Annotated in this window: 14 protein-coding genes; 9 read left to right on the forward strand and 5 right to left on the reverse strand. The window is 71.4% G+C overall.

Features of this window, described 5'->3' with window-relative positions:
• Positions 1-126: 126 nt before the first annotated feature.
• A complete protein-coding gene (locus tag AMA02S_RS41665) occupies positions 127-309 on the forward strand; it encodes a hypothetical protein (protein ID WP_157430543.1) in 183 nt (60 codons plus the stop codon).
• Between the two features lie 44 nt (positions 310-353).
• Here AMA02S_RS41665 and AMA02S_RS12905 read toward each other — a convergent pair whose 3' ends face one another.
• Positions 354-971 (reverse strand): TetR/AcrR family transcriptional regulator, encoded by a 618-nt coding sequence (locus AMA02S_RS12905; RefSeq protein ID WP_067456580.1) that lies wholly within the window; start codon positions 969-971, stop codon positions 354-356.
• A 76-nt stretch (positions 972-1,047) separates the two neighbouring features.
• On the opposite strand from AMA02S_RS12905, the gene AMA02S_RS12910 reads away from it, so the two are divergent.
• Positions 1,048-1,374, forward strand: coding sequence for a rhodanese-like domain-containing protein (locus AMA02S_RS12910; RefSeq protein ID WP_067456583.1), 327 nt, complete (start codon positions 1,048-1,050; stop codon positions 1,372-1,374).
• A 159-nt stretch (positions 1,375-1,533) separates the two neighbouring features.
• Positions 1,534-3,246: a serine/threonine protein kinase gene (locus AMA02S_RS12915; protein ID WP_067456586.1), complete on the forward strand. Its 1,713-nt coding sequence runs from the start codon at positions 1,534-1,536 to the stop codon at positions 3,244-3,246.
• Between the two features lie 130 nt (positions 3,247-3,376).
• Here AMA02S_RS12915 and AMA02S_RS12920 read toward each other — a convergent pair whose 3' ends face one another.
• Together AMA02S_RS12920 and AMA02S_RS12925 are read right to left on the reverse strand one after the other, a co-directional pair.
• Complete coding sequence (locus tag AMA02S_RS12920; RefSeq protein WP_067456589.1) at positions 3,377-3,661, reverse strand: DUF397 domain-containing protein; 285 nt, start codon at positions 3,659-3,661, stop codon at positions 3,377-3,379.
• Positions 3,658-4,524 (reverse strand): Sco1979 family transcriptional regulator, encoded by an 867-nt coding sequence (locus AMA02S_RS12925; RefSeq protein ID WP_174550953.1) that lies wholly within the window; start codon positions 4,522-4,524, stop codon positions 3,658-3,660. The genes AMA02S_RS12920 and AMA02S_RS12925 overlap by 4 nt, the downstream gene beginning before the upstream one ends.
• 321 nt (positions 4,525-4,845) lie before the next feature.
• Between AMA02S_RS12925 and AMA02S_RS12930 the strand changes: the two genes are divergently transcribed.
• The 6 genes from AMA02S_RS12930 (at position 4,846) to AMA02S_RS12955 (ending at position 11,543) form a co-directional block, all read left to right on the forward strand.
• A complete protein-coding gene (locus tag AMA02S_RS12930) occupies positions 4,846-5,367 on the forward strand; it encodes an ATP-binding protein (RefSeq protein ID WP_245667480.1) in 522 nt (173 codons plus the stop codon).
• Between the two features lie 84 nt (positions 5,368-5,451).
• Positions 5,452-5,805 carry an STAS domain-containing protein gene (locus AMA02S_RS12935; RefSeq protein WP_067456595.1) on the forward strand — a complete coding sequence of 118 codons (354 nt, stop codon included), beginning with the start codon at positions 5,452-5,454 and terminating at the stop codon, positions 5,803-5,805.
• 145 nt (positions 5,806-5,950) lie between these two features.
• A complete protein-coding gene (locus AMA02S_RS12940; protein WP_067456598.1) occupies positions 5,951-7,210 on the forward strand; it encodes a M16 family metallopeptidase in 1,260 nt (419 codons plus the stop codon).
• The gene (locus tag AMA02S_RS12945) at positions 7,207-8,568 is read left to right on the forward strand and encodes a M16 family metallopeptidase (RefSeq protein WP_067456602.1); all 1,362 of its coding nucleotides are present in this window, start codon (positions 7,207-7,209) and stop codon (positions 8,566-8,568) included. Before AMA02S_RS12940 ends, AMA02S_RS12945 begins: the two co-directional genes overlap by 4 nt.
• A gap of 152 nt (positions 8,569-8,720) precedes the next feature.
• Positions 8,721-10,559, forward strand: coding sequence for a sporulation protein (locus AMA02S_RS12950; RefSeq protein WP_084265047.1), 1,839 nt, complete (start codon positions 8,721-8,723; stop codon positions 10,557-10,559).
• Between the two features lie 105 nt (positions 10,560-10,664).
• Positions 10,665-11,543, forward strand: a complete 879-nt coding sequence (locus AMA02S_RS12955) for a hypothetical protein (protein WP_067456608.1) — start codon at positions 10,665-10,667, stop codon at positions 11,541-11,543.
• On the opposite strand, the gene AMA02S_RS12960 is transcribed toward AMA02S_RS12955, so the two are convergent.
• Positions 11,544-12,266: a hypothetical protein gene (locus tag AMA02S_RS12960; protein ID WP_067456611.1), complete on the reverse strand. Its 723-nt coding sequence runs from the start codon at positions 12,264-12,266 to the stop codon at positions 11,544-11,546.
• A gap of 932 nt (positions 12,267-13,198) precedes the next feature.
• Complete coding sequence (locus AMA02S_RS12965) at positions 13,199-14,017, reverse strand: hypothetical protein (RefSeq protein WP_245667481.1); 819 nt, start codon at positions 14,015-14,017, stop codon at positions 13,199-13,201.
• Positions 14,018-14,064 lie beyond the last annotated feature (47 nt).

Below are 14,064 nucleotides of genomic sequence, written 5' to 3' on the forward strand. Positions count from 1 at the left end.
AACAGAACGATCATTCGGAATACGCCGGGGATCTTTGCGGTTGCAACGATGTGTGCGAGACCCCGCGTGCCGGGGCGGCACATCCTGTCTTTGAGCGTGTCCACCCACGACCCAACGGAGGCGACCATGCCCAGCAGCATCCTCAGGCCCCGAACCGGTACCGGAAGCGCGCTCGTGAAGTCCACGTCGCTACGCGCCCTCGCGGTCGCCGCACGACTGGAACGCGAGCATGCCCCGGAGGGCCCGCCGGGCCACCAGGACGGCCGGGCGGAGGGCCGCCCAGCGCGGCGGACACCCGACCCGGCCTGACCACTTCCGACAGGAGCCCCCGTGTGAGCACGGGGGCTCCTGTTTTACTCGCCCACTTTGAAAAGGGTGTGGACGGCGGCGCGCGCGCGTTCCGCACCGAGTGTCTCGACCATCGCCGTGAGGTGCTCGCCACCGAGGGTGGCCAGCAACGTGTGCGCCACGGCCTCGGCGTCGGGGACGGCTTGATCGAGCAAGACGGTCAGGTGGCGATGCCAGAAGCGGTAGGCGCCGATGCGGTAGCGCGCGCCCGGCGCGGCCGTCTCCGACATCCGCACCAGCGCCAGGTGCTCCAGGACGTAGTCGAGGTAGGCGTCGGCGAAGGCGTGCAGGCGTTCGGACGGCGGTACGGTCTCGTCCGCTCGCCCCGGGCCTAGCGGGGACGGGCCCGTCAGGATCGCGTCCTGCAATTCGCGCTCGCGATCGTCCAGGAGGGCGACGGCCAGCCCGGCCTTGTCGCCGAACCGGCGGAAGAGGGTCCCCTTGCCCACTCCGGCGGCGGCGGCGACCGCGTCCATCGACACGGACTCGACCCCGTGCTCGGCGAACAGCCGCGCGGCGGCGGCGAGCACCTTCGCGCGGTTGCGGGCGGCGTCCGCGCGTTCCTTGGGCGGCGGAGTCCGCATCAGGTCGAGGTCCCCCTTGCCAACCGGACCGTGGTCCATTAATGTCCTTCCCATCGCTTCAATCGGACTATAGTCCACTTGCTTCGGAAGAGGCAACGACAAGGAAGGTGCACCAGTGACCACCACCATCGACCGCGCCGGACTGCACAGCGCCATCACCGACGGCACGGTCACCGTCGTCGACGCGCTGCCCGAGTCCTACTACACCCAGCAGCACCTGCCCGGCGCCCTCAACCTCGTGGAGGACGAGGTCGCCGACCGCGCCGCGACCCTGCTGCCCGACAAGGACGCCGCGATCGTCACCTACTGCTCCAACACCGCGTGCAACAACAGCAAGGCCGTCGCGCTGCGCCTGGAGAAGCTCGGCTACACCAATGTGCGCACCTACCGCGAGGGCATCCAGGACTGGACGGAGGCGGGCCTGCCCACCGAGACCGGCTGACGCTCCGGGCACCCCCATCGACGACGGCGGCCGTCTCACCGTGTCCCACCGAGACGGCCGCCTCCCCTGGGTGCCGCGTTATCGATCATCCGGGAGCGCGTACCCTCGTCGGGCCAATACCCTTGCGGGACGAGCCTGAAGTGACGGGGAGCGAGTGGTGTGACGGACAGGACGACGCCGGACGCCCATCCGCTGCGGTCGGGCGACCCGACCCGGCTGGGCGGCTACGAGATCCTGGGACGCCTCGGCGAGGGTGGGCAGGGCGCGGTCTTCCTCGGCAGGCCGGACCGCGAGGGCGCGGCCCGCACCAGCGACCATGTCGCGATCAAGTTGCTGCACGGCGGCCTCGCCGGTGACGAGTCCGCGCGGGCCCGGTTCGTCCGCGAACTGGAGGTCGCCAAGCGGGTGGCGCGCTTCTGCACCGCGCAGGTCTTGGACGCCGACGTGGAGGGCGACCAGCCGTACATCGTCAGTGAGTACGTCCCGGGCCTGTCCCTGCACAACGTCGTGCGGGCCGAGGGTCCGCGCACCGGCGGGGCACTGGAACGTCTCGCCGTCAGCACGTTGACCGCCCTCACCGCCATCCACCAGGCCGGGATCGTCCACCGGGACTTCAAACCCCACAACGTGATGATGGGACCGGACGGCCCCCGCGTCATCGACTTCGGCGTGGCGCGCGCGCTGGGCGCGGCCGGAGAAACGCAGAACGTCGGCACTCCCGCCTACATGGCGCCCGAGCACTTCACCGGCGGCGAGGTCGGCCCGGCGTCCGACATGTTCGCCTGGGGTACGACGATGGTGTTCGCCGCCACAGGCCGGCCCGCCTTCGGCAACGACGAGATGGCCACGGTCATGCATCGGATCCTGACCGGCGAGCCGGACCTGGGCGACCTGCCGGACCCGATGCGGGACCTGGTCGTGGCGTGCCTTCTCAAGGAGCCGGCGCAGCGGCCCACCGCCCGCGAGGCCCAGGAGCGCCTGGTCGGCGCCGCGAGCGGGACGTCCCCGGCCGTCTCCCCCTCCCCCATCCCGCCGCTGCCCGCGTTCCCCGTCCTGCCACCCGAGCACGTCACGGACCCGTCCAGCGCGCGGCACAGGACGGCGCCGCAGCCGCCACCCTTCGACGAGGCGACACCGAAGCCCGCCGCTCAGCAGATTCCCGTCCCGCCCCCGACGCCCCGGCGGCAGGGGCCGGGGCCATCGGGCAAGAGGCGCGGTCTTCTCCTCCCGATCGCCGCGGCGGCGGCCGTCGCGGCGATCGTCGCGGGTGGTGCGGTCTGGGCCGCGACAAGGCCGGACGGTGGGGGCGGCAAGGACGAGCGGGTCGCATCCGCCGGCCAAGACCAGGGCGCCCAGGACGGCTCGGCCGGCATGAGCGGGGCGGGCGGCGCCTCCAAGAAGCCGAAGAACGAGGATGGCCGGCCGCAGGACGGCAAGAGCCCGGGAACGAGCCAACCAGGCGATCCGAAGGCGCCGGACGGACGGCCTGGAAGCGGAACGGGAAACGGCACTCCGAGCAAGGGGGCGGGTGGAGGCGGTTCCACACCCGTCCAAGAGCCGCCTAACAAGTACACACCACAGGCCGCGTGCGGTGGTGGCTACAACGTGCAGCGCTCTCTCGCCGTATCGGGCGGCCGCGCTTACCTGCTCTACAGCAACGCGACGAAGAAGAACTGCGCCGTCACGATGAAGACCAAGAACGTGGGCAAGAGCTCTTCTGTCTCGGTCTGGATCCAGCGCAAGGGCGGGGGCCAGGTGAGCGACGGCGGGGCATTCGCATGGTACGCAGGCCCGGTCTATGTGAGCGCACCCGGTGTCTGTGTCCGCTTCGGCGGCAACGGCGCCGCCGCCCCCTACGGCAACTGCGGTTGAAGGTCGCCCCTCTGCGGGTGGCCTTCGCTGTTGCGGAGCGGACGGGTCGACGTTCGGTGCACCGGAGCCGACCCGCCGCGTTCGACGAGCCGCACGAGGCGGCGATTCGTTGGCGGTTAAAGGTGGGTGTTCAGTTACGGGAGGCGATGAGATGGTCGAAGTCGCCGTCCTTGGCGCCAAGGATGAGCGCTTCGATCTCGGGGCGGGTGTAGATGAGGGCGGGGCCCTCGGGGTGGCGGGAGTTGCGCATCGCGACCTGACCGCCAGGCAGTTCGGCGATCTCGACGCAGTTCCCCTGGGAGTTGCTTCGCCGGGACTTCAGCCATCGCGCACCGAAGAGCTGGGTGGCGGGCATCCCGTTGTCGTAGTCGTTCGGGCCGATCGTGATGTGGCCGTGTTGGGTCTGGAGCATCATGTCTCTCTGAGAAGATCACCAAGAAGCTCGACCGTGCGCTCCGGGGTCGCACTGTCGACACAGAGGCGTTCCATCGCCTGCAGATACGTGTCGACGTCGTCGCGCTTGTCCAGGTACATCGCGCCGGTGAGGTTCTCGACGTAAACCACGTCCGGCAGATCCTGCTCGGGAAACCGCAGGATCGTGAAGGCGCCACCCTCGGCGGCGTGTCCGCCGAACCTGAACGGCATGATCTGGATGGTGACGTTGGGCAGTTTGGACATCTCGATGAGATGCTCGAACTGGCCACGCATCACCTCCGGTCCGCCGATGGGACGCCGGAGCGCCCCCTCGTCCAGTACCGCCCACAGGCGCGGTGCGTCCGGGCCTGTGAGCCGCTCCTGGCGTTGCGGGCGCAGCTCGACACGCTGGTCTATCTCGTGTTCGGCGGCTCCGGCGTTGCCCAAGCGGATGACCGCACGTGCATACCCCTCCGACTGCAGCAGTCCCGGGACGAACTGCAGTTCATATGTGCGGATCAACGCCGCCGACTCCTCCAGACCCACATAGGTCTGGAACCAGTTGGGCAGAACGTCGTTATACCGGTGCCACCAACCGGGAGTGTTGGCCTCCCGCGCCAGCTGTAGCAGCGACTCGCGTTCGGTCTTGTCGCCGACGCCGTACAGCGTGAGCAGGTCGTCCACGTCTCGTTCTTTGAAGCTGACTCGCCCGAGCTCCAGGCGGCTGATCTTCGACTCCGACGCACGGATGACGTAGCCGGCGTCCTGACGGGTCACACCCTTCTCTTCGCGCAAACGGCGAAGCTGTGACCCGAGCAGGATCCGACGGACCGTCGACCCGCTTCCCGGCGTCTCTGGAGTCACGCCCAACCTCCCGGCTAAATGGCGGACAGCGAACCTAGTGTGCCACTGGCCTCCGTGTCCTGCGGTTACCTCCGATCACCCGTGCGCATCCGCGTCGCCCCCACACCCACACAACCCGGATGCACGTGCATTGGGTCTTGCATTCGCACGCTACGATGCGCAGGATAACGCACGAGACTTCCGAGCCACGGCTGCACAACGAGATCACTCTGCGGGGTCCGGGGAATGACGTCACGCCACGCGCACGACGACACACGGTGGGAGCTCGGCCCCGTCGCGGGGCCGGCGGATCCACGGGCCCCTGCCGCGAACTCGACGCCCGTGCCGGAATCGAATGATCTGCCGCCGCTTCTGGACAGGGGCCTGACGGCGCTGACGGAGCTGGAATGTCCCACCGTCTCCTTCACCGTCCGACCCGATCCCGAGTCCGTCACCGACGCACGGCACTTCGCTCTGTCGCGCCTCACCGAGTGGGGCGTGCCAGTACTGGCGGACGACGTCGGGCTGGTGGTCTCAGAGCTCGTCACTAACGCACTGCGGCACAGCGGTAGGGCGATCATCGGGCGGCCGGGCGACGACGTGCACCGCGAGGGCGTGTACGACGACCCGGCCGACCCGCTCGGCTCCGCACCATCGGCGATCAAGCTGCGGATCGTCCACAACGCACCGTGGCTGCTCTGCGGGATCATGGACTCCAGCCGCGCGGCGCCGCGCCGCAAGGAACCCGACTACATCGCGGAGACCGGACGGGGCCTGCACCTGGTCGAGTCGTTCAGCGTCCGCTGGGGCTGGCGGACGCTCCCACAGGGCAAAATCGTGTGGGCGCTGTTCCGTTCTCCTTGACGTCCGGTGGCCGCACGGGGGTAATCATCAGTCGCACGGGGTATGGGGCCTTTCCCCCCGGCGAGCGGCAGAGAGGGAGCAACGGTGGACTTCGCCGTCGAACACCGCGTCGAGAAAGGCGTCACCGTCGTCAAGATCAGCGGCGAGATCGACGTCTTCACCAGTCCCCGGCTGCGCGAGGAGTTGCTCGACATCATCGACAACGGCGGGCTGCACCTGGTGGTGGACCTCGGCGAGGTGACGTTCCTCGACTCCACCGGCCTCGGCGTGCTCGTCGGTATCTACCATCGCCTGCGCGCGCGAGAGGGATCGATGTCGTTCATGGGAGTGAACGACCGGGTCCGCCGGGTCTTCCACGTCACCCAGCTCACCAAGATCTTCGTGTTGCACCACTCGCTGGAGGATGCGATCGCGGCCCACGAGTCCGCCGCGTCCTGAGTCCTCCGAGCCCCCGCTCCCTCCCCTTGCACGTGCACCGACCCGGTACGGTGAGACGAGAGATCAAGCCCGCCGCCGGGGCCCGTCCCACTGACGCGCGCGGTGCTGTCCGCCAGCCGATCAATCGAACGGACGGGAGCGCTCCGTGGCAGAACAGCCGCTGCATGAGCACACGCTCGGCAATGGCATGCGGGTGGTGGTCTGCGAAGACCACGTCGTACCGCTGGCCGCCGTCAACCTCTGGTACGGCGTGGGGTCGCGGCACGAGCGCGCCGGCCGCACGGGGCTCGCTCATCTTTTCGAGCACCTCATGTTCCAGGGGTCAGCCAACGTCGCAGAGGGCGAGCACGCCGCGCTGCTGGAGAGCGCGGGCGCCGCGTTCAACGCCAGCACGTCCTTCGAGCGCACCAACTACTACGAGACCGTCCCGGTCAGTCATCTGGAGCTAGCCCTCTGGCTGGAGGCCGACCGGATGGGCACGTTGCCCGCCGCGCTCACCCAGACCAATCTGGACAACCAGCGTGACGTGGTGAAGAACGAACGCCGTCAGCGCTATGACAATCAGCCCTACGGCACCGCCTTCGAGCGGCTCTGCGCACTGACCTTCCCCCAGGGGCATCCGTACGCGCACACGCCCATCGGCTCCATGGACGACCTGGACGCGACCACCCTCGAAGACTGCACGGACTTCTTCGCCACCTGGTACGCGCCCGGAAACGCGGTCCTGTCGGTCGTCGGCGACATCGACCCGGAGAAGACCCTTGCGGCGGTAGAACGCTACTTCGGCGGCATCCCGGCCGGTCCGGAGAAGCCTGCGGCGCGGCCCGGGGATCTCGGCCCGCTGACCGGTGTCCGCGAGGAGACCCTCGACGAAGAGGTCCCCTCGCCCGCCTACTTCGCGATGTTCACCCTCCCCACCGACGGCGGCGACGACATCGAGGCGGCGGAACTCGCCGTGGAGATCCTCGGCGGCGGCTCGGGGTCGCGCCTCTACGACCGCATGGTGCGCCGCGACCAGATCGCCACGGAGGTGTGGGCGGGCGTGACCCGGCTGGCGTCCGGCCAGTCCCTCGCCATCGTGGACGCGATCGGACCGGAACCCGACAAGATCTCCGCCGTCCTCGACGAGGAACTCGAACGGTTCGCCGCCTCCGGGCCGGACGCCGACGAGACCGCTCGCGCCACCGCCCAGGCCGAGCGCGGATTCCTGGAGCAGACCGAGACCGTCACCGGGCTCGCCAACGCGCTCTCCCAGAACGCCAACCAGTTCGACGACCCCGGCCGGGTCTTCACCGCCCCGGGGCGAGCCGCGGCCGTCACCGGGGACGCCATCAAGGAGATGGCCGCCCGCTGGCTCGCATCCGGTGCCCGCACCGCCCTGACCTACGGAGGTACGTCGTCGTGAGCGGACTCACCCTGCAGCCCCGTCCCGTCCCCGGGCCGGTCCCTGCGTGGGCGTTCCCGGCCGGCACCGCGGGGCGCGTGCCCGCCGGCCCGGCGACACTCCGCGTCGACATGCCCGGCCGCCGCCTGGCCGCGGTCCGGCTCGTCCTGCACGCGGGTGCCGGACGCGAGCGGGACGGCGCGGACGGCGTCGCCGCGCTCGCCGCGCGGGCCCTCATGGAGGGCACCGAACCGGGCGGCGGCACCGCGCTGACCGCCGCGTTCGAGCGGCTCGGCGCGAGCCTGTACGCCGCCGCCGACCTGACCGCGCTACGGGTCGCGCTGGACGTGCCGGTGACGCGGCTCGGCCCGGCGCTGGAGCTGTTCTCCTCGGTCGTGCGGCGCCCCGCGCTGGACGACGCCGATATCCGCCGCCTCGTCCGCGAGCGGCTGGAGGAGATCGCGCAGGAGGACGCCGACCCCGGCTCGCGCGCCATGCGCGAGCTGCGCGCCGTGATGTTCCCGGCGCGGGCCCGCGCGTCCCGGCCGACCGGCGGCTCGCGGACCTCCGTCGGCGCGCTCCAAGGCGCCGACGTCCGGGCCTTCTACGGCTCTGTGGTGCCCGCTGAGGCGACGGCGGTCGTCACCGGCGACTTGGCCGGGGTGGACACCGACGCGGCACTCTCCGACGCTCTGACCGGCTGGGCCGGGTCCGGCGACCCGCTCCGCACCGCCGACAAGATCATGCCGGAGTCGGCCGCCCGGATCGTCGTGGTCGACCGTCCCGGCTCCGTACAGTCCTACCTGAGCATCGGACACGGCGTCCCCGACCGCTCCCACCACGACTGGCCCTCCCTGATGGTCGCCTCTCACGTGCTGGGCGGCGGCCTCACGTCGCGGCTCAACGCAGTACTCCGCGAGGAGAAGGGCTACACCTACGGGGTGCGGGCCGGTCTGCTGCGGATGCGCCATTGCGGGCTCTTCATCGCGCAGGGCGCCGTCCACACCGAGGTCACCGCGAACGCCGTCGCCGACGCCCTCACAGAGCTGCGGGGTGTCGTGTCCCGTGGTGTCGACGCCGAAGAGCACGGTGCGTCCGTACGGGCCCTGGCCGACCGGGCGCCCGCCGAGTTCGAGACGGCCCGCGCCGTCGCCGCCGAGCTCGCCGACGCGGCCGCCAACGGGCTCGGCGCCGACTACCCGAGCGCCTACCTCGCGGCCGTCCGCGCGTCCACGCCGGACGGAGTCGCCCGCGCCTACCGCAAGCACATCGACACCGAGGCGCTGACCATCATCGCCGTGGGCGACGCCGCCCAGATCCGGGAGCCGCTGGAGAAGCTGGGCTACGCGCCGGTCACTGTCACCTCCAAGGAGGAATGAGGCGGGGCGGACGTCTTCTCCCAAGGACCTCTATAGGACGACATTGGTTTCTGCCCTAGTGTTTTCGCTTGCGGGCGTGAACCGATGGCATGGTGGAGTCCGTCTGACATGTGCGAGGAAGCGACCTCGCTGTCCGGAGAGGGGAACGGTCGGTGTCCTACGGGCGGATGGCAGGCGGGTACGGAGCGGGAGGACCCTCCGTAGACACGATCCTGTCGGAGCCGAACTGCCGGCCCGGCGGTGTCGTGGCCGGGAAGGTGCACCTGCGCGGTGGAGACCGTCCAGTGGAGATCCGGCACGTGACGCTGGCGCTCATGCCACGCATGCAGAACGGCTACGGCGGGGAGACCGCGGGTCCGGAGGTCTACCGGGGCGCGCTCACCCGCGGCTTCACCCTGGAGACCGCGCAACAGCGCGACCTGTCGTTCTCCATACCGCTGCCATACGAACTGCCGTTCACGACCGTCCTCGGACACGAACTGCCCGGATTCACCATCGGGATGTGCACCGAGGTGGACGCCAAGGGCCAGCCCGACCCCGGCGACGTCGACCCGATCTCGGTCGAGCCGCTGGAATCCCAGCAGTGGGTGCTCGCCTCGATCGCCCGCCTCGGCTTCCAGATCACCAACGTGACGTTCGAGTCGTCCAAGCTGCGCGGGCTGTCGCAGCAGCTACCGTTCCACCAGGAGATCCACCTCGTCCCCCCGCCCGCGTTCCAGGGGCGGCTGGACAAGGTCGGCCTGAGCTTCATCGCCAGCCCGCGCAGCATGGCGTTCACGCTTCGCGCCGAGGACCGCTCCACTCCGTCCGACGAGTCGTTCGGCGTGTTCCAGGTCGGGCACGCCGAGGCCGCCGAGACTGACTGGAACGCGAAAATCAGCGAATGGCTTGAGGCGGCCACCGCGCTGCCCCGCACCGCCGGCTCCGCGCCTGGACGCGGCGGAGCGGGCGCCGCTTATGGTGGCCCGCCTCCGGGACAGGCTCCACTACCGCCCCCGGGCCCGGCCTCCCACGGACAGGCGGCCCACGGACAGGCGCCTCTGCCACCGCCGGGCGGCCACGCGCAGTTCCCGCCGCCCCCGCCCGGGCAGCAACCCGCGGCGGCCTCCTACGGCGGTCCCGGTGAGTACGGGCAGCCGGGCAACGCCCAATTCCCCCCGCCCGCGCCGGCCCCCGGCCAATCCCCCGCCCCGATGCACACGCCAGGCAACGCCCCTCCGCCCGGCCCCATCCCCGGACACGCGCCCCCGCCCGGCCCCATGCCAGGGCAGGCACCACCCGGGCCCGGCTTCGGAAACGCACCCGGTTACCCACCCGCCCCTGGGCACGGACCGTCCAACCCTGGGTACCCACCCAATCCCGGAGGGGCATCGGCCCACTCGCCCATGCCCGGCCACGCACCACCACCGGCACCCGGCCGCGCGCCTATGCCGGGCCCCCCGATACCAGGAGCCGTCCCACCCCCAGCACCGGGCGGACCCGCACCGTACGCACCCGCAGGCCCGCCCCCTCCGGCTTACCCGGGCCCCGGCGCGACTCCCTACCCGCCCGCCGCCCACGGCCACCCGACACCACCGCCCGTCCACGTCCACCACGCCCCTACCGGCCACCACGGCCCTCCCGGTCACCACGGCCACCGAAGCCACTACGGTCCCGGCATCGCAGCGGCCGGACTGGTCGGCGGCGCGGCGGCCGCGGGCATCGCCGGAGGCATGGCGGTCGGCGCGGTGGGAGACGCCGCCGTAGGCGCGGCGGGTTTCGCCCAGAACGTGGCGGGCTACGCCGCCGGGGTCCCCGTGGACGCGTTCGGCAACGCAGTGGGCGGATACGCCGGACAGGTCGCCGGCCAGGTGATGGGAAACGTCGCGGGCAACGTCATCGCGGACGCGGCCAACGGAGCCATGGGCGACATCGCCGGTGACGTCGCCGGGGAGATCGCGGGCGGCGTCGGCGAGATCCTCGGCGGGCTCCTCGGCGGCCTGTTCGGCTGATCCGGAGAAAATGCCGGGCCTTTCGGACGAGATCCGGCGCACACACGGTCCGCGCGCCATCCGCTGGTTAAGGTCGAGAGCGCAGCCCGCCTCCCGAGGAGCCACATGACCACTGTGATCCTTGTCCTGCTCTGCCTGGCCATCGCCGGACGCGAGCTCTACCTGGCCTCCGACAAACGCCTCCCCCGCGCGCAGGCGGAGCTGCGCGAACTGCGCACGCAGGTGGCCGAGCTGTCCAAACGCTACGAGACCCTCAGAACCGAGGTCGACGCGTCAGGCGAGCCGTCGGGGATCGTGATCCCCCACCCGCCCGACGACGACGTCTCCGGCCGGGTGGAACAGATCGCCGTCCGCATGGATCGGCTCGAAAAGGAGGTCGGCGAGATCACCTCCGGCATAGCGGGCCTCGACCTCGAACGCGACGCGCAGCGTGCCCTGGCCCGCTCCCTGGACTCGGTGGAGCAGAACATCACCGAACTGCACCGGGAGATGCTCGACCGCCTCGACCGCGAGGAAGGCGTCGTCACCGGCATCGTGCTCAGCGAAGAGGGCGAGGCCGAGGCGCTCCTCGCCGAGGCGTACGAACGCTGCGCCACCGAGTACGGGCTACGCGTCCGCATCCGCGACCAGCGCTCCGGGCCGGCCGCGAACGGTTCCTACTGGGGCACGGTCTACTACCTGTCCGGACGGCGCCCCGACCCGCTCGCCGAAGAGCTGTTCTCCTATGCACGCGGCCTGTACGACCCCCAGGACCCGTCCGGCGTGAGCGCGCTGCTCACCGAACTCGCGAACCTGCGCGGCGGCGGTGTGGCCCGCTTCGGCTCGTTCACCGCCGTCCGCACGACGAGCGCGCTCGTCTGCGGCCTCCTCCCGAACAACGACGAACGCCTGGTGCCGTCCGAGCCGTGGGAGCTCGCGGGCTACATCCGCGAACTCCCCGACGACCTCCAGTGCGACCTGTCCTGGCTCCGCCCCGAGAACTGATCAGGGCCGCACGAACTGCGGCGCGGTCGTGTTACCCACCTTGAACGCGAGCAGGCACCGGGGCGTCCGCGCGACGTCGGTCTGCAAGCAGAGCCCCACCCCGAGATCAGGATCGACGAAGACGACCCGCCGCAGCGCCCGCAGCGCCCGCCGGGTACGCACCCGTGTCTCCGGCCGCGCCGCCTCGTGCAACGTATTCGTGACCACGCGCCCCGCGTACCGCCACAGCGCCGCCGAGTCCAGCACCCGCACCCCCGCCGACGTCAGGTTCGCCACGATCACGACCCCGGTGTCGTCCTCCTCGCCCGACGCCGCCGGGACGGGCAGCACCCCCTCACCCGGTGCCAGCGGACCGCCCACCGCCCGGTGATAGCGCAGCGGATCCAGGGTGTCGATGACGAACGCCCCCGCGTACGGCCGGGACGCGCGGGGCACCCCTGACGTCCCCTTCGCCGCGCTCCGCACGTTCAGGTGAGCGCTGAGGTCGAACACCATCCCCGCGTCGTCCAGCCAGGCGGGCAATCCCAGCTTCGCCGCGGCCCGCCGATCCAGTCCGTCCATGGTGCGCCACAGCTCGTCCGTCCGGCCCGACAGCGCCGCAGCCATGCCCAGCCCGGGGAAGGCCCCTTCCAACACGGCCAGCATCGCCCGCCAGGTGGAACTCCCCACGAACTCCGCCACGAAGGCGTCCGCCAACGCCTCCCGCCGCTCCGGATCCGCCATCGGCCCCGGCCGCCCACCGGGCGGCTCCGTCGCCAACCCCCGTTCAGGCAACCGAGGCGCCCACCGCACCTCGCGATCGCCCGGCGGCTCAGCCGCCAGCCCCTTCCGCGGCAGGAACGGCTCGTCCGGCGCCGTCCTCCCCGAATCAGTCCAAGCCGGGCCCGCCCGGTGCGATCCCCCACCAGCCGGGGCACCCCCAACTGGAGTCTGTTCCGCACGCGGAGGAAACACGTCCCCGCCCAGCGGCGACTCACTGGCCGACGTCCCCTCCCGCGCCCACTGCGACTCGGTGGAGGTTGGTGGGATCGGTGACGGTTGTTCCTCAGCCGAACCCGGCGACTCCGGTGGCCGGGCCCAGGATGGCGGCGGCTGCGGCGGGTCAGTGGGTGACGTCTCCGCTCGCGTCCACTGCGTCTCCGGTGAGGAGGAGGTCCACGAGGATCCGGGGGGCGGGGGGAGTTGTTCCCCGCGCGTCGCGGACGCGTCTCCGCCTGGGGCCGATTCGCTGGACGGCACCTCCCGGGACTCTGGTGAGGGAGAGGTCCAGGGGGCGGGTTCCGGCGAGGCGGGTGGTGACTCCGGGGGCTGCTCCTCGCGTGCGCCGGGGGGTGTGGCGGGGAGTGGGAGCTCGCGGGTCCACTGCGCTTCGGGTGAGTCGGGGGCCCAGGCGGTTCGCGGCTCGCCGGGCGGTGGTTGCGGGAGAGGGTCCTCGCGGGTCGTGGACGGGTCGGGTGGGGTGTTCGCGGGGGGTGGTTCGGACACCTCCGCGTACGGGGTCCAAGGGTCCTCTTGAGGGGGTTGTGCCGGTCCTCCTGCAACGTGGACGTCGCCCGGGTGGGGGACGGTGCGGTCAGGATCGTCCTCGGGGTCCTGCGGGCCGGAGTTCACGTTCACGATCCTGCGCCGAGAACGGTGTCATCGGCAAGCGGGGATCAGTGGCCGGGCGCGCCGAAGAGGGCGGCGCAGAGGGCCTCGGGGGCCTCGTCCGGGAGGGTGAGGACGGTGTCGTCCAGGCGTAGGCGGACGGAGACCTCGCGGCGCATCGGGTCCTCGGTGCCCTGGGCGGCGGCGATGTCCTGGAGGCCGACGGAGACGGTTTCGGGGAGGTCGATGGTGGCGGGCCGGTCTCCGGTGCGCAACTCGTCCAGCCACAGATCGAGGAGGCGGCGCGCCAGGCCGTTGAGGAGGCGGCCCCAGGGTTCGACGAGGGGCGCCGGCACGTTCTCGGTGTGAAGCTCGGGGAGGCCGAAACGGGCCAGGCCGCTGGTGGTGAACCAGAAGCCCTCCGGGCCGGCCGTGTGCGGCAGGAGCATCCAGTCGGTGAGGCGGACGGCGCCGTCGGGGCCGGGGAGGGAGCGCCGCAGGTCGTCCAGGGAGAGGATTCGCGGGGTGAAGACGTCGATCACCGGGGCGGACAGTGCCGCGGCGACGGCCCCGGCCACGACGCGGGCGGACCATTCGTGGGCGGGCGGCCAGCCGGCGCGGTAGGCGGCCCGGACGGCGAGGATGTGCGAGGCGGCGCCGATCGCCGCGCGGTCGGCGGGGGTGGCGTTGTAGACGGCCGGCAGGGGCGGGAAGTCGCCGGACAGCCGCTGGTCGAGGGTGAGCATCGGGCTGTCGAGCATGCCGAGGACGAGGTTGCGGAGGGGAAGGTCGACGTGGCGGGTGATCTGGTCGTGGGCCAGGGCACCGGGGTCGGCGACGGGGTTGGCGAAGGCCACGGCGTAGGTGCCGTACAGGGTCTCAGGCACGGGCAGCGTCAGTTTCTCACCCAACTCGTCCCCCGGCGGGCTCCTCG

Source organism: Actinomadura macra NBRC 14102, assembly GCF_001552215.1.
GTDB lineage: Bacteria > Actinomycetota > Actinomycetes > Streptosporangiales > Streptosporangiaceae > Spirillospora > Spirillospora macra.